This is a genomic window from Oricola indica, assembly GCF_019966595.1.
Lineage (GTDB): Bacteria > Pseudomonadota > Alphaproteobacteria > Rhizobiales > Rhizobiaceae > Oricola > Oricola indica.
Genome location: NZ_JAINFJ010000012.1, coordinates 15,221 through 39,225, shown reverse-complemented (window position 1 = coordinate 39,225; position 24,005 = coordinate 15,221). Strand labels below are relative to the sequence as shown.

Annotated in this window: 18 protein-coding genes, 1 tRNA gene and 2 pseudogenes; 10 read left to right on the top strand and 11 right to left on the bottom strand. The window is 63.8% G+C overall.

Translation table 11 applies throughout. From position 1 onward, the window contains the following. Window positions 1-80: 80 nt before the first annotated feature. Window positions 81-563 (bottom strand): annotated as a pseudogene (locus LC343_RS21285) (IS3 family transposase); the annotation flags it as partial. A 49-nt stretch (window positions 564-612) separates the two neighbouring features. Between LC343_RS21285 and LC343_RS21280 the strand changes: the two are divergent. After that, window positions 613-924, top strand: coding sequence for a transposase (locus LC343_RS21280; RefSeq protein ID WP_223479196.1), 312 nt, complete (start codon window positions 613-615; stop codon window positions 922-924). Continuing rightward, window positions 921-1,445 (top strand): annotated as a pseudogene (locus LC343_RS21275) (IS3 family transposase); the annotation flags it as partial. The gene LC343_RS21280 and the pseudogene LC343_RS21275, both read left to right, overlap by 4 nt. A 76-nt stretch (window positions 1,446-1,521) precedes the next feature. Here LC343_RS21275 and LC343_RS25280 read toward each other — a convergent pair. From LC343_RS25280 to LC343_RS21260, 3 genes are all read right to left on the bottom strand, one after another. Next, window positions 1,522-2,892: a tyrosine-type recombinase/integrase gene (locus LC343_RS25280; RefSeq protein ID WP_223479251.1), complete on the bottom strand. Its 1,371-nt coding sequence runs from the start codon at window positions 2,890-2,892 to the stop codon at window positions 1,522-1,524. Window positions 2,893-3,149: 257 nt separating this feature from the next. Then, a tRNA-Leu gene (locus LC343_RS21265) sits at window positions 3,150-3,234 on the bottom strand. Window positions 3,235-3,358: 124 nt separating this feature from the next. Next, window positions 3,359-4,300: a nucleoside hydrolase gene (locus LC343_RS21260; RefSeq protein ID WP_223479250.1), complete on the bottom strand. Its 942-nt coding sequence runs from the start codon at window positions 4,298-4,300 to the stop codon at window positions 3,359-3,361. 114 nt (window positions 4,301-4,414) lie between these two features. Here LC343_RS21260 and LC343_RS21255 point away from each other — a divergent pair, with 114 nt between their 5' ends. From LC343_RS21255 to LC343_RS21225, 7 genes are all read left to right on the top strand, one after another. Beyond that, window positions 4,415-4,834, top strand: a complete 420-nt coding sequence (locus LC343_RS21255) for an Hsp20 family protein (RefSeq protein ID WP_223479195.1) — start codon at window positions 4,415-4,417, stop codon at window positions 4,832-4,834. Between the two features lie 115 nt (window positions 4,835-4,949). After that, window positions 4,950-6,170, top strand: a complete 1,221-nt coding sequence (locus LC343_RS21250) for an ABC transporter substrate-binding protein (protein ID WP_223479194.1) — start codon at window positions 4,950-4,952, stop codon at window positions 6,168-6,170. 26 nt (window positions 6,171-6,196) lie between these two features. Further along, window positions 6,197-7,876: an ABC transporter permease gene (locus tag LC343_RS21245; RefSeq protein WP_223479193.1), complete on the top strand. Its 1,680-nt coding sequence runs from the start codon at window positions 6,197-6,199 to the stop codon at window positions 7,874-7,876. Window positions 7,877-7,894: 18 nt separating this feature from the next. After that, window positions 7,895-8,542 carry an ATP-binding cassette domain-containing protein gene (locus tag LC343_RS21240; protein WP_223479192.1) on the top strand — a complete coding sequence of 216 codons (648 nt, stop codon included), beginning with the start codon at window positions 7,895-7,897 and terminating at the stop codon, window positions 8,540-8,542. A 5-nt stretch (window positions 8,543-8,547) separates the two neighbouring features. Continuing rightward, window positions 8,548-11,019 carry an ATP-dependent helicase HrpB gene (gene hrpB / locus LC343_RS21235; protein ID WP_223479191.1) on the top strand — a complete coding sequence of 824 codons (2,472 nt, stop codon included), beginning with the start codon at window positions 8,548-8,550 and terminating at the stop codon, window positions 11,017-11,019. A 56-nt stretch (window positions 11,020-11,075) separates the two neighbouring features. Further along, complete coding sequence (locus LC343_RS21230; RefSeq protein ID WP_223479190.1) at window positions 11,076-12,383, top strand: ActS/PrrB/RegB family redox-sensitive histidine kinase; 1,308 nt, start codon at window positions 11,076-11,078, stop codon at window positions 12,381-12,383. 46 nt (window positions 12,384-12,429) lie between these two features. Further along, window positions 12,430-12,978, top strand: a complete 549-nt coding sequence (locus tag LC343_RS21225; RefSeq protein ID WP_223479189.1) for an ActR/PrrA/RegA family redox response regulator transcription factor — start codon at window positions 12,430-12,432, stop codon at window positions 12,976-12,978. Between the two features lie 10 nt (window positions 12,979-12,988). Here the strand turns inward: LC343_RS21225 and LC343_RS21220 are convergent, their stop codons facing one another. Next, the gene (locus LC343_RS21220; RefSeq protein WP_223479188.1) at window positions 12,989-13,471 is read right to left on the bottom strand and encodes an MmcB family DNA repair protein; all 483 of its coding nucleotides are present in this window, start codon (window positions 13,469-13,471) and stop codon (window positions 12,989-12,991) included. 197 nt (window positions 13,472-13,668) lie between these two features. Here LC343_RS21220 and LC343_RS21215 point away from each other — a divergent pair, with 197 nt between their 5' ends. Next, the gene (locus LC343_RS21215; RefSeq protein WP_223479187.1) at window positions 13,669-14,295 is read left to right on the top strand and encodes a L,D-transpeptidase; all 627 of its coding nucleotides are present in this window, start codon (window positions 13,669-13,671) and stop codon (window positions 14,293-14,295) included. A 73-nt stretch (window positions 14,296-14,368) separates the two neighbouring features. Here LC343_RS21215 and LC343_RS21210 read toward each other — a convergent pair whose 3' ends face one another. The 6 genes from LC343_RS21210 to mutS all read right to left on the bottom strand — a co-directional run bounded on the left by LC343_RS21210 (window position 14,369) and on the right by mutS (window position 23,965). Further along, window positions 14,369-14,938 (bottom strand): NifU family protein, encoded by a 570-nt coding sequence (locus LC343_RS21210; RefSeq protein ID WP_223479186.1) that lies wholly within the window; start codon window positions 14,936-14,938, stop codon window positions 14,369-14,371. 105 nt (window positions 14,939-15,043) lie between these two features. Beyond that, entirely contained in the window at window positions 15,044-15,535 is a 492-nt protein-coding gene (locus LC343_RS21205) for a universal stress protein (protein ID WP_223479185.1), read from the bottom strand. Window positions 15,536-15,621: 86 nt separating this feature from the next. After that, on the bottom strand, window positions 15,622-16,686 hold the full coding sequence (gene trpS / locus LC343_RS21200) for a tryptophan--tRNA ligase (protein ID WP_223479184.1): 1,065 nt from the start codon (window positions 16,684-16,686) through the stop codon (window positions 15,622-15,624). A gap of 108 nt (window positions 16,687-16,794) precedes the next feature. After that, complete coding sequence (gene murJ / locus LC343_RS21195) at window positions 16,795-18,372, bottom strand: murein biosynthesis integral membrane protein MurJ (RefSeq protein WP_223479183.1); 1,578 nt, start codon at window positions 18,370-18,372, stop codon at window positions 16,795-16,797. 3 nt (window positions 18,373-18,375) lie between these two features. After that, window positions 18,376-21,210, bottom strand: a complete 2,835-nt coding sequence (locus LC343_RS21190; RefSeq protein ID WP_223479182.1) for a [protein-PII] uridylyltransferase — start codon at window positions 21,208-21,210, stop codon at window positions 18,376-18,378. Window positions 21,211-21,271: 61 nt separating this feature from the next. Further along, on the bottom strand, window positions 21,272-23,965 hold the full coding sequence (mutS, locus tag LC343_RS21185) for a DNA mismatch repair protein MutS (RefSeq protein WP_223479181.1): 2,694 nt from the start codon (window positions 23,963-23,965) through the stop codon (window positions 21,272-21,274). Window positions 23,966-24,005 lie beyond the last annotated feature (40 nt).

Sequence of the window (24,005 nt, the reverse complement as noted above, 5' to 3'; positions counted from 1 at the left end):
AAACGTTATCCTTAAATCGCAATCCATCCAGGGTGCCGGAATAATACTAAACGGAGGCATTATGAATCGCCCCGAGTTTTCTATACACCCTCGGTTCTCATTGTCTGCTGCCGTTCGTTCTCGACGGGCGACAGCATCCCGTTCCTGACGTGCTTGCGCTTCGGGTTGTAGAACATCTCGATGTAGCCGAGCACATCCTGCCTGGCCTCGACGCGGGTCTTGTATGTCCGGCGCAGTATCCGCTCCCGCTTGAGCAGGTTGAAGAAGCTCTCGGCAACCGCGTTATCATGGCGGTTTCCGCGCCGGCTCATAGAGTGCTCCAGGTTGTGAGCCCTGAGGAATGACGCCCAGTCCATGCTGGTGAACTGGGAACCCTGATCCGAGTGGATCAGCACCCGGCTATTCTGCTTCCGTCTCCATACCGCCATCAGCAATGCCTGCAGGACCACGTCCGTCGTCTGACGGCTCTGCATTGCCCATCCGACGACGCGCCTGGAATAGAGATCGATGATGACGGCCAGATAGGCGAAGCCTCCTAGTGTTTTGATGTAGGTGATTGGAGTTCCCCTGGTTTGATGGACACTTTTTCGATTGTGAAAGAGAGTGTTTTTCATGCCGAGAACCAGGAACCCGCACCCTGCGGAATTCAGGGAACAGATCATCGCGCTGGCCAAGGCCGGTCACAGTGTTGAAAGCCTTGCCCGAGAGTTCGAGCCGTATGTCGCCATGATCCATGGCTGGGTCAAGCAGGCCGAGATCGATGGCGGATTGTGTGATGACGGCTTGACCAGCGCCGAGCGTGACGAACTGCGGCGACTGCGCAAGGAGAACCGCCGGCTTCGAACGGAGCGCGACATCCTCTCAAAGGCCGCGGCCTGGTTTGCAGCGAACGACGTGAAGTCGTTCCGGTCTTCGAATTCATGACCGCGAACCAGGCAGTGTATCCGATCGAGACGATGGCAATGACCTTGGGCGTGTCACGCAGCGGGTTCTATGCGTGGAACAGCCGATCACCATCGGCCCGTTTAGTGGCCGATGGTGATTTGACCGGACGCATCAAGACCATCCATCAAGCCTCCAGGCAAAGCTATGGCGCTCCACGCGTGCACGCTGAACTGGCTGATGCCGGCGTCCTTGTCAGTCGCAAGCGGGTCGAGCGATTGATGAAAGCCGCAGGCTTGAAAGGCGTCAGCCGTCGCAGGTCCGCTCGAACCACGATCCGTGACGAACGATTGCGGCCGGCCAACGATCTGGTCGACCGGAACTTCTATGCGCATGAGCCGAATGTGTTCTGGGGCGCCGACATCACCTATGTGCCGACCTGGGCAGGCTTCCTCTATCTGGCAGTTGTTCTTGATGCCTTCTGTCGCAGGATCGTCGGCTGGGCCATGGGACATAATCTCAAGGCCCAGTTGGTCATCGATGCGATGAACATGGCGATCGGGCCATCTTACCAATTCGACGATCAGGTCCGCTTGCAGTACTATCGGCTTCAGAAAATCAGCGAGGGATCGATCAGTCTCAGCGACGGTCAATCCAGGCGACAAGTTTGAGTTGATATTCAAAAATTTGCTCGAAGCACTTTTCATCGAGCGCATGGACCAGAATGAAGAGCTGTTCTCGAGATTCATGAACGACAAGGCGTTCCAGAGAGTCGTAACGGAATGGCTTGCCTCGGAAGCTTATCGGAAACTTCGCGGTTCCGGACACGTGGATAACTCCGAAGCGATGATGGATACAGCTACTCAAAAATAGAAAATTATTAAGAAAATTCAAGAAATTAGAGATTATTTGGTCCAATACATCTTCTATTCTCTCTGCCCACCAATTGGCCATCCTGACACGCTCCCCCCAATATACGGCGCGGTGGTATGCGCGCCGGACCTCATTGCCACTGACATGGGCAAGCTCGGCCTCAATTGCATCGGCGTTCCATAGCCCGCTTTCGTTTAGAAGCGTGGACGCGGTCGCGCGAAAGCCGTGGGAGGTCGCTTGGTGTTTCTCGAAGCCCATTCGCCGCAGGGCTTGGTTCAGCGTGTTCTCACTTATCGGCCGTTTAAGCGATGTGCTCGACGGGAACACGAGCCGAAGGTTGCAGGTATGCCGTTGTTGTTCGTAAAGTATGTTTATTAGCATGGGCGGTAGTGGCTTCCGGTGAATCCGGCGCATCTTCGCTCGCTCTTCGGGGATCGTCCAGGTCGCCTTGTCCAGATCGAACTCTGTCCATTCCGCTTGCCGCAATCCCCCCGGCCGCGGATACAGCAATGCCATCAGTTTCATCGCCGTCCCTGTTTCGATGGAACCGGTGTAAGCCCAGATGCTCTTGATCATTTTGGCAAACGGGTCCCACTCGGTCAGCGCAGCTCGATGAATGACCTTCGGCGCGATGATGGCACCTCTCAGTCCAAAAGTGGGGTCGTTGCTGACCCGGGCCGTCGCAATTCCATAGCGGAAAACCTGACTGATCACCGCACGAAGCCGGCGGGCGGTCTCATAGTTTCCAAGCGCTTCAACCCGACGTAGTGGCACAAGAATATCTGCAGCGTTGATCTCGCCAATCGGCTTGGTTTGCAGATCCTTGAGCGCCAGTCCGATCAGCCAGCGCTTCTTGCTGAGCGTCGCTTCAGATTTCCCCTCGCGGGTATTCTTTTGGAGGAACTCATCGGCCAAAGCCGCAAACGTGTTGGTGGCGGCCTCCGCTTTGGCGATCCTGTCCTGCTTCTTCTTCTGGGATGGGTCTATGTCGTCGGCGAGTAGCTTTCTCGCTTCCTCCCGCTGCGCACGAGCTTGAGCGAGCGAGACATCCGGCCACGCACCGAACGAGAGCTGCTTTTGCTTGCCTACGTAGCGATAGACCATTCGCCAAAGCTTGCTGCCGTTCGGATTGACGATGAGCTACAAGCCGCCGCCGTCTCCGTGTTTGGTTGGCCTGTCGCCCGATTTGAAGGCGCGAATACGAGCGTCATTAAGTGGCATGTGATGGCATCCGACTCGAGAGGGTGATGGCATGGCTCCAGAATGCCATCAAACTTCCCGGATGCCATCACACGTCGTTGGACATCGAAGGACGTTAAACCTGCAATTTCCAACAAAAAACCCCGCTTTCGCGGGGCTTTTTGGATTTTCCGGGACGATCCGGAACAAAAAATTGGTGCCCAGAAGAGGACTCGAACCTCCACGCCTTGCGGCACACGGACCTGAACCGTGCGCGTCTACCAATTCCGCCATCTGGGCACGGGTTTGGCTAGGCCGCACCGTTTAAGGTGCGCCGCGGGGCAAGTCAACGGCCTTGCGCGGCAGGAAAGCGGAATTCAGGCTGATTTTTCAGGCCGGATGACGCGATGGGCCTCAGGCCCGGTCAAAGCCGCGCGATGCGCTCGGTCAGAAGCGCGAAAAAGCCGTCCGCGTCGATGTCCCGGATCACATGCGCGTTCTTCGTCCGGCCCGCCACGCCCCACCAGTCGACCACCGTCATGCCCATGGTCAGTTCGGAGCCGGTCTCGATCTCGACATTGCAGTCGCGGCCGGAAAAAAGCTCCGGCGCGAGAAGCCAGGCGATGACGCAGGGGTCGTGCAGCGGTCCGCCGTCGGTGCCGTATTTGTCCTCGTCGAATCGCTCGAAGAAATCGATCAGGTCGGCCGCCGCCTGCGTCACCGGCGTATCGTGCGCGCGCATAGCGGCGACACGCGCCTGCGTCGTCAGCGCCTTGTGGGTGCAGTCGAGCGGGATCATCACGATCGGCACGCCGGACGCAAACACCGTCGCGGCGGCATGCGGATCGACATAGATGTTGAACTCGGCGGTCGGCGTCACGTTGCCGCCCTCGAAGAAGCCGCCGCCCATCATCACGATCTCGCGGATCTTCGGCGCTATGTCCGGCGCGCGGATCAGCGCCAGCGCGATATTGGTGAGCGGTCCGAGCGTGCACAGCGTCACTTCGCCCGAGGCCCGTTCGCGCAGCGTCTCGACGATGAAATCGACGCCGTGCTGCGCCTGAAGCGCCATCACCGGCTCGGGCAGGTCAGGCCCGTCGAGGCCGGTCTTGCCGTGGACATATTCCGCCGTGACGAGATCGCGCAGCAGCGGCCGGGAGGAGCCGGCGAAAACCCTGGTTTCCGGCTTGCCGGCGAGTTCGCAGATCTTGCGCGTGTTCGTCTCGGTCAGCGCCAGCGGCACGTTGCCGGCGACGGCGGTGATGCCCAGTATATCGAATTCGTCGCTCGCCAGCGCCAGGAGGATCGCCAGCGCGTCGTCCTGGCCCGGATCGGTGTCGATGATGATGGCGCGGCGGTCGGGCATGGTGGTCCTGTCGTGGCTTGCTTGCATTCCGGATTTCGCCGGACCATATCAGGAGCGGCGGCGAATGCCATCTCGGGTTCGCCGTGAGTGTCGCTTTGTATGAAAGGACATGCCATGTCGCGCGTTCCGCCGTTTTCGAGCCCGCTGCTCGTCGGCTTCGAAACCATCGAGAAGTCGCTCGAACGTATCGCCAAGAATTCCGACGGCTATCCGCCCTACAATATCGAGCGCTGCCTGCGCGACGACACGGAAGTGCTGCGCATCACGCTGGCGGTGGCCGGCTTCTCGATCGACGATCTCGAAATTTCGATCGAGGAATCCCAACTTGTCGTGCGCGGCAAGCAGATCGACGACGCACCGCGCGATTTCCTGCATCGCGGCATCGCTTCCCGCCAGTTCCAGAAGGCATTCCTGCTCGCCGACGGCATGCGCGTGCTCGGCGCTGAACTCAAGAACGGCCTGCTCGCCATCGATCTCGATCGCCCGCAACCCGAACGGCAGGTCAAGAGGATCGCCATCTCCCAGCGCGACTGAGCGAGACCGCGTCTCACCTGAATGTGACAAAGCGTGTAGGGTGCCGCCGATTGACCTCGGCGCGCCTCTTCTTATGGTTTGCCGCACAGAGCAATGCCACCGAGGGGCTGACCACATGAAGACCGTGCTCGCGGCGCTTGCCGCGCTGATCGCATCCACAGGACTGACCGCCGCCGCCGAGATAGATGCCGCCGATTGGAGCGCCGTGCTCGACGACGCGCGCGGAGAGACGGTCTACTTCAACGCCTGGGGCGGCTCGGAATCAATCAACGCCTATATCGACTGGGTCGGCGGGGAGTTGCAGGAGCGCTTCGGCGTCAGGCTCGTCCATGTGAAGCTCGACGACACCGCCAATGCCGTGGCGACGGTCGTCACCGAGAAGGCCGCCGGCAAGGACGAGGACGGCACGATCGATCTCATCTGGATCAACGGCGAGAACTTCGCCTCCATGAAGCGCCAGGGCCTGCTCTACGGGCCGGGTTGGGCGGAACAGCTGCCGAACTGGTCCTATGTCGATATCGAGACCAAGCCGACCATCACAACGGATTTCACTATCCCGACCGACGGCATGGAATCGCCCTGGGGCATGGCCAAGCTGGTCTTCTTCTACGACAGCGCCCGCACCGACACGGCGGACTTGCCCGATTCCGCCGACGAATTGCTGGCCTGGACAAAGGAAAATCCCGGTCGCTTCTCCTATCCGCAGCCGCCGGACTTCATTGGATCGAGTTTCCTGAAGCAGGTCCTTTCGGAAAAGATCGCCGATCCGTCGAAACTGCTCGACCCCGTGGACCCGGCCGAATTCGCTGACCTGACCAAGCCGCTCTTCGATTATCTCGATGCGCTCCATCCCAATCTCTGGCGCTCGGCCAAGGCGTTTCCGAAGGATTATCCGTCGATGAGCCAGTTGCTCGCCGATGGCGAACTCGACATCACCTTCGCCTTCAATCCGGCCGAAGCCTCCAGTGCCATTGCAAACGATCTTCTGCCTGACACGGTGCGGTCCTTCACCTTCTCCGGCGGCACGCTGTCGAACACCCATTTCGTGGCGATCCCCTATAACGCCGCCGCCAAGGGCGGCGCGCTGGTCACCGCCGATTTCCTGCTCTCGCCGCAAGCACAGGCCCGCAAGCAGGATCCCGATGTCTGGGGTGACCCGACGGTACTTGCCATCGGCAAGCTCGACGACGAAGACCGCGCCCGCTTCGAGACGCTCGATCTCGGCATCGCGACGCTCCGCCCCGAGGAACTCGGCCCGGCATTGCCCGAGCCGCATCCCTCCTGGATGGCAATGATCGAGGAAGAATGGGCGGCCCGCTACGGCGTCGCCAACTGATCGCCTGACGAAAGGGTCGGCGCGCCATGCTTCGCTTCGCGCCCGCGCTGGCCGTCGCCATCCTGTCACTGCCGGTCCTTGCCGGCCTGGCCGGCACGGTCATCCCTGCCTTCGGCTATCTGCCGGCGCTTGGCGGAACCGCGCTGACGCTCGATCCGTTCCGCGTCGTGCTCGGCCAGCCGGGATTGCTGCGCTCCTGTCTGATCGCGCTTTCATGCGGTGTCGTGACGGCGGCGGTTTCGACAGCGCTTGTCGCCGTCTTCGTCGGCGGCTGGTCGCAGACACGCACCTTCCGCTTCATGCAGTCGCTGGTCTCGCCGCTCCTCGCGGTGCCGCACGCCGCCGCCGCGTTTGGCCTTGCCTTCATGATTGCGCCCTCCGGCTTTCTCGCCCGTCTCGTCTCGCCCTGGGCGACCGGATGGACGCGCCCGCCGGACTGGCTGATCGTCAACGACACGTTCGGGCTTTCTCTGATGGCCGGGCTGATCGTGAAGGAAGTTCCCTTCCTGCTGCTGATGGTGCTGGCGGCGCTGCCGCAGGTTCCGGTAACCGCCTCGAGACAATTGTCGGCGACGCTGGGCTACGGCCGGGTCTCGGGTTTCCTCTTCGCCACATGGCCGGCGATCTACCGGCAGATCCGCCTCGCGGTCTTCGCAGTCATCGCCTTCGCCAGCTCCGCGGTCGACGTGGCGGTCATTCTCGGTCCCACCACGCCCGCGCCTCTGCCGGTCCGTCTCGTCGAATGGATGAATGACCCCGATCTTTCGGCGCGCTTCATGGCGTCTGCCGGCGCGGTGCTGCAGCTCGGCGTGACGCTCGGCGCGTTGCTCATCTGGCTGGTCGTCGAAAAGCTCGGCGGCCTCATGCTGATGCGGCTCGCCGCGCGGGGGAGGCGTCTGCGCCGTGACGCAAGCGTGCGGCGCGTGGCGCTCGCGCTGATGGGCCTGACGGCCGCAATCGTGTTCGGCGGGCTCGGCGTCCTTGCGCTCTGGTCCGTCTCCGGCCTTTGGCAATTCCCGAACGTCTTGCCCGATATGCTGTCGTTGCGAGGATGGGAGAAAACGCTGCCCCGTGTCGGCGGGCCGCTCATGACGACGATTACGGTCGGGCTCGCCGCAACGGTCCTCTCCACGCTGATCGTCGTCGCCAGCCTAGCGCGCGAAGCAGAAACCGGGCGAACCGGCGGCAACCGGACGCTGTTCTTTCTCTATTTGCCGCTCCTTGTCCCGCAGGCGGGTTTCGTGTTCGGGCTCAAGCTGTTCCTGGCGCATGGCGGCGTCGGCGCGACATGGACGGCGCTTGTCCTCGTCCATCTCGTCTTTGTGCTGCCATATGTGTTCCTGTCGCTCTCCGCCCCCTGGCGCGCCTTCGACACCCGCTACGAGGCGATTGCCGCCGGGCTCGGCAAGTCGCGCCGCGCGACATTCTTCGCCATTCGCCTGCCGATGCTGGCGCGCGCGGTTTTTGTCGCCATGGCGATCGGCTTCGCGGTCTCGGTCGGCCAGTATCTGCCCACGGTGCTGATCGGCGCCGGACGGCTTGTGACGATCACGACCGAGGCTGTCGCGCTCGGCGCGGGCGGAAACCGCCGCGTCATCGGCATCTATGCCTTTCTGCAGATGCTTCTGCCCTTCCTCGGCTTTGCCCTCGCGGCGCTTGTGCCGGCGTTGCTTTTCCGCAATCGCCGCGCCATGAAGGTCGCCTGAATCGACCCGGAGTTTTTCTTGCAGGATCCGTCAACAGCCGGCCTTCGCCTGGAAGGCGTTCGCATCGTCCTCGGCGAGCGCGAATTGCTGTCCATCGACCGGCACGTCATGCCGGGCGAGACGCTGACGGTCATGGGCCCGTCAGGCTCCGGAAAGTCGACCCTGCTGGCCTTTGTCGGTGGCTTCCTCGATCCGGTTTTCAAGGGAGGCGGACGCGTCCTCTGCGGCGGGCGCGACATCTCGCGACTGCCCGCGCAGGAACGCCATGCCGGCATCCTGTTCCAGGACCCGCTCCTGTTCCCGCACATGTCCGTCGGCGGCAATCTGGTGTTCGCCATCCCCGAGGCGGTGACGGGCCGGACCGCGCGCCGCGAACTTGCCGAAGCCGCGCTGGCCGATATCGGCCTCGACGGCTTCTTCGAGCGCGATCCCGACACGTTGTCCGGCGGGCAGAAGGCGCGCGTGGCGCTCGCCCGCGTTCTGCTTGCCGAACCGAATTTCCTGCTTCTGGACGAGCCGTTCTCCAAGCTCGATATGCAATTGCGCGACCAGATCAGGGCCCTCGTTTTCGAGCGCGCGAAAAGTTCCCGCCTGCCGGTGATCCTCGTCACCCATGACGCCGCGGATGCGGCGGCGGCGGGCGGCGACGTCATCGAGATCGGATAGGCCGCATGCCGCGCCCCGACCTTCCGGATCTGCCGGTTGCCGAGGTTCTTGCCTCGCTGAAATCGGCGCTGGCGAAAACGCCCAACGCGGTTCTTGTCGCGCCGCCTGGTGCGGGCAAGACGACGCTTGTGCCGCTCGCCCTGCTCGACGAGGACTGGCTTGCCGGGCGCAAGATCGTCGTCCTCGAACCGCGCCGTCTTGCCGCCCGCGCCGCCGCGCGGCGCATGGCCCAGCTCCTTGGCGAGAAGGTCGGCGAGACCGTCGGATACCGCATGCGGCTCGATACGCGTGTCGGCCCGAAGACCCGCATCGAAGTCGTCACCGAGGGCGTCTTTCAGCGCATCATCACGGGCGATCCGGAGCTCGACGGGATCGGCGCGATCCTGTTCGACGAGTTCCACGAGCGCAGCCTCGATGCCGATTTCGGCCTCGCGCTCGCCCTCGATGTGCAGGAGGGGCTGCGCGAGGATCTGCGCGTCCTCGTCATGTCGGCGACGCTGGACGGCGCGCGGGTTGCCGGCCTGCTGGGTAATGCGCCCGTTATCGAAAGCCAGGGCCGCGCCTATCCCGTCGAGATCCGCCATGAAGACCGGCCGGGCACCGAGCGTGTGGAGCAGGCGGTCGCCCGGATCGTGCGCGCGACGATTGCCGGGGATACCGGCAGCCTGCTGGTCTTTCTGCCGGGGCAGGGCGAGATCCGCCGCGTCGCCGAGGCGCTGGACGGTCGGCTTCCCGCAGACGTCTTCGTCGCGCCGCTCTATGGCATGATGGATATCGCCGATCAGGACCGCGCGATCCGCCCGCCGGAGGCCGGAACGCGCAAGGTCGTGCTCGCAACCGCCATCGCCGAAACATCCATCACCATCGACGGCGTGCGCGTCGTCATCGACTCCGGTCTTGCCCGCCGCCCGGTCTTCGATCCGGGCTCGGGCCTGACGCGGCTGGAGACCGGGCGCGTCAGCCAGGCGGGGGCCGCGCAGAGGGCCGGTCGCGCCGGCCGCACGGAGCCCGGTATCGCCATCCGCCTGTGGCGCGAAGAGCAAACGCGCGCGCTCGCCGCGTTCGATCCGCCCGAAATCCTCAATGCCGACCTGACGTCCCTGCTGCTCGACTGCCTTTCCTGGGGCGTCGCCGACCCGGCCGATCTTCGCTTCCTCGATCCCCCGCCGTCTCCTGCCCTGTCCGAGGCACGGACGCTGCTGACGATGCTCGGCGCGCTGGACGAACGGGGCGGAATGACCGCGAAAGGCCAATCCATGCGCGAACTGGCGCTTCCCGCCCGTCTTGCCGCGATGGTCGCGTCGGCATCCGGTTCGCGCGATGCATGGCGGCGCATGCTGCTTGCTCTTCTTGTTACAGAGCGCGGCGCGGGTGGGCCCGGCGTTGATATCGGCCACCGCCTCGATGTTGCGATCCGCGCCAAGGCCCCGCAGATGTCGCGCCTGCGCGACATGGCGCGCCGCGCGGTCGTACCGCTCGGCCTGCCGGAAAACGATGTCGCCGCGACAGCCGGCGAGATGCTGCTGGACGCTTATCCGGATAGGCTCGCCAAATCGCGCGGCGGCGGCCGCCACGGAGCCTTTGTCATGGCGAACGGACGCGGCGTCGCCATGGACGAGACCGAGCCGCTGGCGGGCGCGGATTATGTCGTCGTCGCCGATGTGACGGGTGTCGCGCGCGAAGGCCGCATCACGGCGGCCGCCGCGGTCGACGAGGATGAGGTCCGCGCCGTGATGGGAGACCGGATCGAAACCGCCGCGCAGGTCGAATTCGACCGTCAGAAGGGTGGGCTGACCGCACGCCGGGTGGAGCGTCTTGGCGCGGTCGTCCTGTCTCGCTCAACCCGCAAGGTGGAGCCCGGCGAAGCCGCGACCGCCGCGCTTCTGGATGGCGTCCGTGCGCACGGACTGGTGCTTCTGCCGTGGTCGAAGGATGTCGCCCAATTGCGCGCCCGGCTTGCCTGGCTTCATGCGCGCCTCGGCGCGCCATGGCCGGCGATGGACGATGCGGCGCTGCTGGACGATCTGGAAAACTGGCTCGCGCCTTTTCTGCAGGGTGCGGTGTCTCTGTCCGGTCTCGACGCCGGCATGCTGCGCGATGCCCTGATGCTGCGCGTGCCGCCGGATATGCAGCGTCGGGTCAACGACCTCGCGCCGCCGCGCTTCGAGGCGCCGACCGGCAGCCATATCATGCTCGACTATCCCGCCGACGGATCGGCGCCCGTCGTCGCGATCCGCGTGCAGGAGCTTTTCGGCTTGAAAACCCACCCGTCGATTGCCGGCGGCGAGGTGCCGCTGACCTTCGAACTCCTGTCGCCGGCCCACAGGCCGATCCAGCGCACCCAGGACCTGCCGGGCTTCTGGACCGGGACATGGGCCGCCGTGCGCGCCGACCTGCGCGGGCGCTATCCGAAACATGTCTGGCCCGAGGATCCCGCCACCGCCGAACCGACCCGTCGCGCCAAGCCGCGCGGATGAGCCTTTCGCCTCGTACCATCATTTAAAAACGCAAATGCGCATCGTATATTCACCAAATGGAATATGATCTCGGCACCGGGATGGGCTACGGCAACCGCCGGTTGCGCCTGTCGACGATAACCAACACGCGCTGGCTGGCGACATTCGGCCAGCTCGCTGCCGTGACCTTCGTCGCCATCGTCCTGCAGTTCCAGTTGCCGATGATCGCCTGCGTATTCCTGATCGCGCTCGCGGCGATATTGAATCTCGCCCTGACGCGGCTGTTTCCGGCCAACAAGCGCTTGCGTCCGGTCGGTGTCTTCGCGGTGCTCGTCTTCGATGTCGCGCAGCTGACGGGCCTGCTGGCGCTGACCGGCGGTCTGACCAACCCGTTCTGCATCCTGCTTGTCGTTCCGGTCATCATCTCGGCGACGACGCTGCCGCCCCGTTTCACTGCGATCCTGGCCGCGGTCACCATCGCGTTTGCGACGGCGTTGGCCTTCGTTCATCTGCCGTTGCCTTGGTATCCCGGCACGGAACTCCAGATTCCGCTGGTCTTCGTCGCCGGCATGTGGGTCGCCGTGGTCTCGGCGCTGGTGTTCACGGCCTTCTATGTCTATCGGGTCGCCGAGGAGGCGCGGCGCCTTGCCGATGCGCTGGCGGCGACCGAACTCGTCCTGCAGCGCGAGCAGCACATCTCGGCGCTCGACGGCATGGCCGCCGCCGCCGCGCATGAACTGGGCACACCGCTTGCGACCATTTCGCTGGTCGCCAAGGAGATGGGGCGCGAACCCTTCGATCTGGAAAATCTGCGCGAGGACATTGCCCTGCTGCGCACCCAGGCGGATCGCTGCCGCGAGATCCTTCGGCGGCTGAGCACGCTGGGCGCCGGCGACGAGGAGCATCTGTCGCGCATGGCGCTGCGCACCATGATCGAGGAAGTCGTCGCGCCGCATCGTGAATTCGGTATCGAGATCACCACGCCCATCGAGAGCAAGGCCGGCACGGAACCCGTCTGCCGCCGCAACCCGGGTATCATCTACGGTCTCGGCAATCTGGTCGAAAACGCCGTCGACTTCGCAAAGGAAGTCGTCGAAATCCGCTTGTCCTGGGACGAGCAGACGGTCCGCGTCCGCATCCTTGATGACGGGCCGGGCTTTCCGCCGGAGGTTCTGGATAATATCGGCGAGCCGGATCTGCGGTTGTCGCGGGTGCCGAATCGGCCGCGCAACGGTGGCGGCGGTCTCGGTCTCGGCATCTTCATCGCCAAGACGCTTTTGGAGCGTTCCGGCGCGAAAATTCGCTTCTCCAATGCGTTTTCCGGAGGAAAAGGCGCGGAAGTCGTCGTGGAGTGGCCGCGTTCTTCAATGCAGGACTCGGCTTAAGGCGGCAAAAACCTTATATGAACAGGAAAACGGACAGGTGATGGGTATGGAAGAAACAAGCGAACTCGGCCCGGATACAAGCCTGCTGATCGTCGATGACGACCGGTTGTTCCTGCAACGGCTCGCCCGTGCGATGGAGAGCCGCGGTTTCTCTGTTGCGACCTCCGAAACGGTCTCGGGCGGCCTCGCCGAAGTGAGAAAATCTCCGCCGGCCTATGCGGTCGTCGATATGCGTCTCGAGGACGGAAACGGCCTCGACGTGATCGAGGCGATCCGCACGAAACGCCCGGACGCGCGCGCCATCGTACTGACCGGCTACGGCAACATCGCGACGGCGGTCAACGCGGTCAAGCTGGGCGCTGTCGACTACCTTGCCAAACCGGCCGACGCCGACGATGTCTATGCGGCGCTGACGGCCAGCCCGGGCGAGAAGGTGGCGCCGCCGGAAAACCCGATGTCGGCGGACCGGGTGCGATGGGAACATATCCAGCGCGTCTTCGAGATGTGCGACCGCAACGTGTCGGAAACGGCGCGCCGCCTGAACATGCACCGCCGCACGCTGCAGCGCATCCTGGCCAAACGCGCGCCGCGCTGACGTCGCGTTTCTATTCCGGCAGATCGATTCCCGCGAGTTCAGCGGCGTAGAGGCGCTGCGACGCGGCCTGGGCGATGCGCAGCGTCACCGCCTTGCGGCGCGCGGCGGCGAGCCGGTTTTCGGGCGCATCCCTGAGAAGCGCCGCGCCGTGCGTGTCCGCGCGAATGAAGCCGCAATCGGGTGGGAATATCGCCTCGGGCACGTCTTCCAGCGTCGCGAAGAACAGCCGGTCGCAATAGTCCCGGTAGTCCGGCCATTTGCTGTCGGCCTTCATGTCCTCGATCGAGGACTTGATCTCCACGATCCAGATCGAGCCGTCCCTGAACAGGGCGATGATGTCGGCGCGCCGGCCGCTGGCGAGCGTCAGTTCCGGCAAATGCGCGGCCCCCATTTCCGCGAGCAGCAACTGCACGCCGCGCCGGATTCGCATGGCGCGGGCCGACTGGCGGCCATCCTCGAGCGGGTTCTTCGAATGCAGGTCGATAAGGGGCATTGCGCCAACCTGCCATGATTCGCCAAGCGGCGCATCCGCGTGTATTTTGGCTTTACAGGTGTGTGATGAATGTCACATCTTTATGTTCATGGTTAATCAATAATTGAGTCCTAGATGACAGGCTCGTGAGTCTGTACTAACAAGGTTGCCGGAGCGGAAGCTGGAACGCCGGTAGCGGCTTTTTGAGGGAGAAAGACATGCGGGGGTCACGCATTCTCATTGCCATCGCGGTGGCTGCAAGTGCGGCACTGGCTGGTTGCAGTACCATCAGCGACGCTGGTTCGAACCTGATGATCAACGCTTACACGTCGAAGGCTGACGGCGCCTACAAGCTGCCGGCGATCCCGACGAGCAAGATTTCGCGCAAGTATCGCCGCCAGATCGTGCGTTATCCGAGCAATGAAAAGCCCGGCACCATCATCGTCGATACCAATGCGAAGCATCTCTATTTCATCCTCGAGGACGACCGTGCGGTGCGCTACGGCATCGGCGTCGGTCGCGAGGGCTTTACGTGGTCCGGCACGGCGCGCGTTGCATACAAGCGCGCATGGCCGACCTGGACTCCGCCGGCCGCGATGATCAAGCGCCAGCCCGAACTCGCCAAGTACCGTGGCGGCATGGAGCCGGGCCTGATGAACCCGCTCGGTGCGCGTGCGCTCTATCTCTATAACAAGGGCGGCGATACCGGGTATCGCCTGCACGGCTCGCCGGAATGGTGGTCGATCGGCAAGAATGTGTCGTCCGGCTGCATCCGCATGATCAACCAGGACGTTATCGATCTCTACAACCGTGCCGAACCGGGCGCGAAGGTGATCGTTCTCTGATCGGCAAGGCCGATACGAAATAAAAAAGCCGGGTTCGAAACCCGGCTTTTTCTTTGTCGGATGCTGTGTTTCGTCAGACGGCTTCGACACCCTGCACTTCGGGAATGAAGTGATGCAGCAGGTTCTGGATGCCGTGTTTGAGCGTCGCCGTCGAGGACGGACAGCCGGCGCAGGCGCCTTTCATGTGAAGGAAAACCGTGCCCTTGCGATATCCCTTGAAGGTGATGTCGCCACCGTCCTGGGCGACAGCCGGGCGAACGCGGGTATCCAGCAGTTCCTTGATCGTGGCCACGATCGGCTCGTCGTCCGTTTCGTAGAATTCCTCTCCCGGCGCGGTTTCGATGCCGGTATTGTCCGTCATCATGACCGGCGCATCGGACATGAAATGCTCCATGATCCCGGCGAGGATCGCGGGCTTCAGATGATGCCACTCGAACCCGTCATCCTTCGTGACGGTGACGAAGTCGTAGCCGAAGAAGACGCCCGTGACGCCGTCGATCGAAAACAGCACGCCGGCCAGCGGCGATTGCGCCGATGCCTCGTCCGCGTCCCGGAAATCAGCGGTCCCGCTTTCGAGCACGACCTTGCCCGGCAGGAATTTCAGCGTGGCGGGATTGGGGGTCGCTTCGGTCTGGATGAACATCGTGTCGCTCCGGCGATCAGTTTGGAATGTTTCTAAAATAGGCCGAATGGTCGGCTATATCAAGCAAGTGACATGCGCCTTTTTCACGACGCGCGCCAGACGCGGTCAGGAAAGGCTCTCGATATCCTCGTCGCTGAGACTGTGCGGAACGACGGTCACGGGAATGGGGAATGCCGCGTTGCGCCCCGCGATCGACGAGACCAGCGGGCCGGGGCCTTCCTTGGCTTCGCCGGCGGCGAGCACGAGAATGCCGATATCCTGGTCTTCCTCGATCAATGCGTGGATCTGCTCCACCGGAACGCCCTCGCGAATGACGTTCTCCGCCTCGATACCCGCCTTCTCGCGCGCGAAGGCGGCGTGCTTGGCAAGTGTCGCTTCCGCCCTTTCCAGCGCCTCGGCGCGCATGACCTGTTCGACGCCCAGCCAGTGCTGGAAGTCGCCCGGCTCGATGACATAGAGCAGGATCACGCCACCATTGGTCTTGAGCGCGCGCCGCGCGGCATAGAGGACCGCCCGCTCGCATTCGGGCGTGTCGTCGATCACCGCCATGAACTTGCGGTGATGGCCGGTTTCGTTGATCAGTCGTCTTGTTACCATGGCCGATAAATGGCACGCCGCCGCGACCGCTTCAAGCGCCGAGATATTGGCGCGTCATGCGGTGCACGAAAGCCCGCCGCGTAACCTCAGGCGGAAAGCCCGACGATCCGCCTGATATCCACCATGGTCTTTTCCGCGAGCACGGAGGCGCGTTCCCCGCCATCGGCCAGAACCGCGTCGATATGTCCGGGATCGGCCAGCAGGCGGCGCATTTCATCGGCGATCGGGCTCAGCTTTTCGACCGCCAGATCGGCAAGCGCCGGCTTGAAGGCCGAGAATTGCTGGCCGCCGAAATCCTTCAGAACCGCGTCCATGCTCGTCCCGGTCAACGCCGCGTAGATATTGACCAGATTCTCCGCCTCGGGCCGGCCTTCGAAACCGCCACTGTCGCTCGGCAGCGCCTCGGGGTCCGTCTTGGCCTTGCGAATCTTCTTGGCGATATCGTCGGACGTGTCGGTCAAATTGATGCGCGACAGGTCGGAGGGGTCGGATTTCGACATTTTCTTGGTGCCGTCGCGCAGGCTCATGATGCGCGTCGCCGGCCCCTCGATCAGCGGTTCGGTGATCGGCAGGTAGCCATTGACGGTTTCGTCACCAACCTCGACCGGTATGCCGATTCCCAGTTCGCCGATCCGTTCGGAATAGTCGTTGTTGAACTTCTGGGCGATGTCGCGCGCCAGTTCCAGGTGCTGTTTCTGGTCGTCGCCGACCGGAACATGGGTCGCGCGATAGACCAGAATGTCCGCCGCCATCAGGTTCGGATAGGCAAACAGACCGACCGAAGCGTTCTCGCGGTCCTTGCCGGCCTTTTCCTTGAACTGGGTCATCCGGCTCAGCCAGCCCATGCGTGCGACGCAATTGAAGATCCAGGCCAGTTCGGCGTGCTGGTAGACGCGGCTCTGGTTGAACACGATGTGCTTTACGGGGTCGATGCCCGAGGCGAGATACGCCGCCGCGATCGACCGCGTGCCGTTGATCAGTTCGGCCGGGGACGGATTGACGGTCAGCGCGTGAAGATCGACGACGCAATAGATGCAGTCATAATTGTCCTGCAGCGCGACGAATTTCCGGATCGCGCCGAGATAGTTGCCGAGTGTCAGGTTGCCGGTCGGCTGCACACCCGAAAAGACGAGGGGTTCGAAACTGCTCATGATCGTGATCCCGAAGCTGGTGGAGGGCCCCGTTGCAGATCAGAACCGTCTGCATGGGTATCTTGCGGCGCGCTTATGGCAGGCGCCGGCCAATCCTTCAAGTGGCTGTCAGTCGGCCGCCGCGGGCGCGCGGTCCCGCCGGATCGTGCGCGCCAGCATCGAGCGGTCGACCGCCCCGGTCACGATCGCCAGTCCGAAATAGACAATCATAGAGACGGCGATCAGCAGCACCGCGATCCCGGCGCGAACGAGGATGCCGGAAACGAAGAAACGCTCCTGCATCACCGCCCACGAGCCGAGCAGGACCATGCTCATCGCGGCCGTGCAGACCAGCACGAGCCCGATGCGGCGAAGCGTCTCCGGCGCGGGCCGGAAATGATCCCGCCGCCACAGCGTCCATCCGAGAAGGCCGGCATTGGCCCAGCCGGCGAGGCTTGTCGCCGCGGCGATGCCGACATGGCCGAGCGAGGGAAACAGCGCGATGCTGCCCCCGGCATTGATCACCAGCGAGACGAGCGAGTACCACATCGGCGTCTTCATGTCCTCGCGCGCGAAATAGGCCGGCTGCAGCACCTTGATCAGCACGAAGGAGGGCAGGCCGATGGCGAAGGCGGCGAGTGCGCTTGCCGCGGCCTGTGTCGTTTCGGGGGCAAACGCGCCGCGTTCGTAGATGACGGCGATGAAAGGCACCGGCGTCAGAGCCAGCGCCACGGCCGCCGGCACTGTCAGCGCCAGCCCGAATTCCAGGCTGCGGTTTTGCAACGTCAGCGCGGTCCGTGTCTCGCCGGCGCCGAGCGCGCGCGCCAGTTCCGGCAACAACACCACGCCGATAGCAATGCCGATCATCCCGAGCGGCAGCTGGTAGATGCGGTCGGCATAATTGAGCAGCGCGATCGCGCCGTCCTGCTGCGACGCGATGATCTGGCCGATGACGAGGTTGATCTGCACGATCCCGCCGGTCAGCGCCGCCGGCGCGGCGAGGGCGAGAAGACGCCGCACCTGCGGCGTCAGCCTTGGCCGTTGCGGCGCGAAGCGGAAACCGAGCCGAACGAGCCCGTAGACCAGCAGTCCGAGTTGCAGAAGTCCGGCGATTGCGACGCCGATGGCAAGCCCCACGCCGATATTCGGGCCGTCCCAGCCCTGGTAGAGAGCCACCAGCAGCACGCCGATCAGAACGACGTTGAGCAGCACCGGTGCCAGCGCCGCGAGGAAATACCGCCGAAACGAGTTGAGGATGCCCGACAGCATCGCGACCAGCGACATCGCGGCCAGATAGGGGAACATGATGCGCGCCAAAAGCACTGTCAGGTCGAACTTGTCGGGCGAGTCGCGGAAGCCTGCCGCAATCACCGTCGCGGTCAGGAATGGCATGAAAACCAGTGCCACCGCCGTGAATGCCAGCAACACGAGCGCGAGCACGGAGAAGACCTCGCCGGCGAACCGCGCCGCGGTGTCCTTGCCGCCGGTTTCCAGCTCCTTCGCGAAGATCGGAACGAAGGCGGAGTTGAAGGCTCCTTCGGCGAACAGGCGGCGGAACAGGTTCGGAAAGCGTAGCGCCGCGTAGAAGGCGTCGGCAACCGGGCCAGCGCCCAGTGCGGCGGCAATCAGCGCCTCGCGCGCGAAGCCCAGAACCCGGCTCGCCGCAGTCGCGCTGCCGACGCCGAGAAACTTGCCGAAAAGGCTCATAGCCTAGCTCGCCTTTCTGGAGCCGGACTTCGCCAGTCCGGGGCTGACCTGCACGACGGGGTTGTCGTCGCCGCGCCCCATCAGCACGTCCGTCAGCACCTTGCGGATGCGCTTCTGGCGCACCGGGTCGGTGATCTTGTGGCCGGTCAGATCGGTGACGTAGAACGTATCGACCACCTTCTCGCCAAACGTGGTGATATGCGCCGAGCGGATATCGAGCGTCAGGTCGGACAGCGCGCCGGTGATCTCCGACAGGATGCCCGGACGGTCCAGCCCCTCCACTTCGATCACCGAGAAACGGTTCGACAGCGTGTTCTTGATCGCCACCGCCGGTTCGATCTGGAAGGCCTTCAGCCCGCGCCGCGGCTTCATCTTGTGGGCCAGCATGTTGGGCACGTATTCGCGGCCCGCCAGCACGTCCTCGATCACCTTGCCGATCCGCGAGGCCCGGCGATACTCGTCGCCGTCGTCGGTGAATTCGCGGTTGATCAGGATCGTGTCGAGCGCCCAGCCGTCGCGCGTGGTGAAGACATGCGCGCCGTCGATCTTCGCGCCCGCGCTCGAACAGGCGGCCGCGATGATCGACAGGAGGCGCGGATGGTCGGGTGCCAGCACGGTGACTTCCGTGATCGCCTGGAACTGGCTCGTGAAGACCGAGGTCGCGAGTTTCTTGTCCTCCGCCATCGCCTTGCGGATGAACGCCGCATGCTGCACCTGGTCCTCGATATCGACGGTCAGCAGGTAGTTATCGTAGTGCTGGTCGACATAGGCCTGGCGTTCCTTTTCCGGCCAGTCGGAGAGGCTTTCCAGCAGGTGCTCGCGCGCGATTGCCGCGCGTTGCCTGCGATTGATCTCCGAAACGCCGCCCCTCAGCGCCAGTTCCGTCTCCGAATAGAGCGTGCGCAGCAATTGCCCTTTCCAGCCGTTCCATACACCGGGGCCCACCGCGCGAATGTCGCAGACCGTCAGGATGACCAGGAGCTTGAGCCGCAGCACCGTCTGCACCGTCGCGACAAAATCCTCGATCGTTTTGCGGTCGGAGAGATCGCGTGATTGTGCGACCGTGCTCATCGTCAGATGGTCGCGGATCAGCCAGGCGATGAGTTCGGTCTCGGCCGCCGTGAAGCCGAGCCTCGGGCACAGCTTCTCCGCCACTTCCGCGCCGGCGATCGAATGGTCCTTGGGCCGCCCCTTCGCGATGTCGTGCAGGAAGAGCGCCGTGTAAAGGATGCGCCGGTAATCCTCGAGGTCCGGCAGCAGCGAGGAGGCGAGGGGGTGATCTTCCTCGAGCGACCCGTTCTCGATCTTCGACAAGACGTCGACCGAGCGGATCAGGTGCTCGTCCACCGTGAAGTGGTGGTACATGTTGAACTGCATCATCGCCACGACCTTGCCGAAATCGGGGATGAAGCGGCCGAGAACGCCGGCCTCGTTCATGCGCCTGAGGTTCAGCGCCGGATCGCGGCGCGAGGTCAGGATGTCCATGAACAGCCGGTTGGCTTCGGGATCTGTCCGCAGCGCCTTTCGGATCAGCTTGAGCGACCGGCGGGTCAGTTGCAGGGCGTCGGGATGGAAATCCAGCTCGTCGCGGTCGGCGAACCAGAACATGCGGATGATGTTGACCGGATCCTTCTCGAACACGTCGTCGCCGGCGACATTGATGCGCTTGTTCTCGACGACGAAATCCTCGGTGCCGCGGATCTTGCGGCTGCGTCTGGAAAACGGAAGCGTTTGCAGCAGCCGGTTGAAGCCGGGTGCATTCTTGACCTCTTCCTCCTCGAGCGCCGCGCAGAAAATGCGCGTCAGGTCGCCGACATCCTTGGCGATCAGGAAGTAGTGCTTCATGAAGCGCTCGACGTCCTTCAGGCCCGGATGGCTCTTGTAGCCGAGCCGGTCCGCGAGGCTGCGCTGAACCTCGAAGCCGAGGCGTTCCTCCGCCTTGCCGGTCAGGAAATGCAGGTGGCAGCGCACCGCCCACAGGAAGTCCTCGCATTTGACGAAGAGATTGTATTCGGCCCGGCTCAGCACGCCCTTGCGGACGAGATCGGAGCGGTTGGACAGCCGGTAGAAATATTTCGCGATCCAGAACAGCGTTTGCAGGTCGCGCAATCCGCCCTTGCCGTCCTTGATGTTCGGCTCGACGAGGTAGCGTGTCTCGCCCATGCGCTTGTGGCGCGAGTCGCGTTCGGCGAGCTTCGCCTGGATGAAGCCGGACGCCGTGTTCTGCACCACATCGGTGTCGAAACGCGTGTTAAGCTCGTCGTAGAGGGCTTTCTCGCCATAGAGATAGCGCATGTCGAGAATGGCGGTGCAGATGGTCGTGTCCGTCTTGGACAGGCGCACGCACTCGTCGATCGATCGCGTCGCGTGCCCGACTGTCAGGCCGAGATCCCACAGCATGTAGAGAATGTATTCCGCCAGCTGCTCGCCGAGCGGGGTCTGCTTGTAGGGCAGCACGAAAAGCAGGTCGATATCGGAGCCGGGTGCCAGCGTGGCGCGGCCGTAACCGCCGACCGCGACCAGCGCCAGCCGCTCGCCGGACGACAGGTTGTTGACCTTGAACACCTTGTCGATGGCGAAATCGTAGATCGCGCGGATCATCACATCCATGTCGTCGGACAGGCGCTGCGCGCAGGCGATGCCGCTGCCGTCCTCGAACAGTTGTTTTTCCGCTTCCTGCCGGCTCGCGGTCAGCACGGTTTTCAGATGCGCGAGCACGTCGGCGCGAACCGTATGCGGTGCGCCGTCGCCGCCCATGCGGTCGGCGATCGCGATCAGGTCGGATCGAAGCGTTTCGAGGTCGAGTGCGGGTTGGGGGGAGGTGTCGACTGCCGTCATTTCTTGGTCCGGGGGCTCTTGTGAGCCTCATACCGAAACGCCGCGCGCTTGTCACATACCTTCAATCGCGCTTTCCCGACAGCGCCTTGAGGCGGTAGAGCGTTTCGAGCGCCTCGCGCGGCGTCATCTCGTCGGGCACGAGGTCGCACAGCGCCTCCTCGACGGCGCTCGATTGCACTTGAGGCGCGGTGCGCCTGATCTCGGCTGAAAACAGCGGCAGGTCGTCGACGAGCTTCGACGCCTTGGTGTCGCGGCCCTGCGCCTCCAGCTGGTCGAGCACGTCGCGGGCGCGTGACACGACGCTTTCCGGAAGCCCGGCGAGCTTGGCGACCTGTACGCCATAGGACCGGTCGGCGGCGCCCTTCGCCACTTCGTGCAGGAACACGACGTCGCCTTCCCACTCCTTCACCCGCATGGTGACGTTGTGGAGGCTTTCCAGTGTCTCGGCCAGCGCCGTCAATTCGTGGAAATGCGTCGCAAACAGCGTGCGGCAGCGGTTCTTCGCATGCAGGTGCTCGACCGTCGCCCAGGCAATCGAAAGCCCGTCGAATGTCGAGGTGCCGCGTCCGATCTCGTCGAGGATCACCAGCGACCGGTCCCCGGCCTGGTTCAGGATCGCGGCGGTTTCGACCATCTCGACCATGAAGGTTGAGCGCCCGCGCGCCAGGTCGTCGGATGCTCCGACCCGGCTGAACAGCCGGTCGACCACGCCGAGATGCGCGCTTCCAGCCGGCACGAAGGAGCCGGTCTGGGCGAGGATCGCGATCAGCGCGTTTTGGCGCAGGAAGGTCGACTTGCCGCCCATGTTCGGCCCGGTCAGGAGCCAGATCGCGCCCTGCTCGCCGCCGCCATTCGGCGAAAGATCGCAATCATTGGCCACGAAAGGATTGGCGGCCTGCTTGCGCAAGGCCTGCTCGACCACCGGATGCCGGCCCGCGACGACCGCGAAATTGCGGCTGTCGTCAATCTTCGGACGGCAATAGCCCTCCGTTTCGGCAAGCCGCGCCAGCGCCACCGAGACGTCGATTACCGACAGCGCCAGCGCCGCGCCACGGATCGCATCGGCCGCCGCGATGACTTCGCCTTGCAGCCTTTCGAACACCGCGAGTTCGATCGACAGCGCACGGTCGGCGGCGTTGGCGATGCGGCTTTCGAGATCGGCGAGTTCCGTCGTGGTGAAACGCATCGCACTGGCGAGCGTCTGCCGGTGGATGAACCGGCCTTTCGCCTCGTCCGTGCCGGTCAGCGCATCGGCGTTCAACGCCGTCACCTCGATGAAATAGCCGAGAACGTTGTTGTATTTGATCTTCAGGGACCGGACGCCGGTTTCCTCGGCATAGCGTGCCTGCAGTCCGGCGATCACCTTGCGCGATTCGTCGCGCAACGCCCGCATTTCGTCGAGTTCCGCATTGTGTCCCGCACGCACGAAACCGCCGTCACGCTTCAACAGCGGCACGTCGTCGTCGAGCGCGGAGGAAAGACTTTCGGTGACCGCGTGCGGCGCATGCGCGAGCAACTTGCTGGCTTCGCCCAGTTCTTCCGGCAGGTCGATCGACGCCAGCAGCCTTTGTGCCTCGGTTGCGGCCTCCAGACCCTGCGCGAGCGCCAGCAGGTCGCGCGGGCCTCCGCGATTGAGCGAAAGCCGCGAAAGGGCGCGCGGCATGTCCGGGCATCCCTTCAGGACATCGCGCAACCCATCGGTCAGCCGGTCGTCGGCGGAAAGGAAGAAGGAGACCGAATCCAGTCGCGCATCGATCGCCCGGCAGTCGGTCAGCGGCGAGCGCAGCCTTTCGGCGAGCAGTCGCGCGCCGCCCCCGGTGACGGTGCGGTCAATGGCCTTGAGCAGGCTGCCTTGCCGCGACCCCGACAATGTACGTTCGATTTCCAGATTGGCCCGCGTGGCCGGATCGATGAACAGGGTCGAGCCGGCATCCTCGCGCTCGGGCCGCTGCAATGCCGGCCGTTCGGAAATCTGCGTGCGCTCGACATAGGCGATGGCGCCCGCCGCGGCGGCCAGTTCGGCCCGCGAGAACGCGCCGAAACCGTCGAGCGTCTGCACGCCATAGAAGCGGGCGAGACGGTCATGCGCCGTCGCGCTGTCGAAGAAGGCCGAGGGCAGGGGCGTCACGGCAAGACCGAGCAGGTCGAAAACCGGTCGCAAATCCGGATCGGAGAACACGCTGTCGGCGACCGTGATCTCGCGCGGGCCGATGCGCGAAATGTCGGAAAGCAGGCGCTCCGGCGCCGTGGCCGCGATGCGGAAATGCCCGGTCGAGATGTCGATCCAGGCCAGCGCCATTTCCGGGCCGGAGCCGGATTTCGTGCGCCCCACAGCCATGAAGTAGCTGCTCTCGGACGGGTCGAGCAGCTTTTCCTCGGTGATCGTTCCGGGCGTCACCAGCCGCGTTACGTCGCGTCTGACGACCGCCTTCGAGCCGCGCTTCTTGGCCTCGGCTGGGTCCTCCAGCTGTTCGCAGACGGCGACGCGGAAGCCTTTTCCGATCAGCTTTTGCAGGTAGTCGTCGGCGGCATGCACCGGCACGCCGCACATCGGAATGTCGTCATCGAGATGCTTGCCGCGCTTGGTCAGCGTGATGCCCAGCGCCTGCGAGGCGATCTCGGCGTCCTCGAAAAACAGCTCGTAAAAATCGCCCATCCGGTAGAACAGGAGCGAATCCGGATTCGCGTCCTTGATCTCCAGATATTGCGCCATCATCGGCGTTGGTGCGGCGGTCTGTGCGGTCTTTGTCAGCATTTCAGGAACAGTGACCCGGGGTTTTCCGAGTCATAGTCGC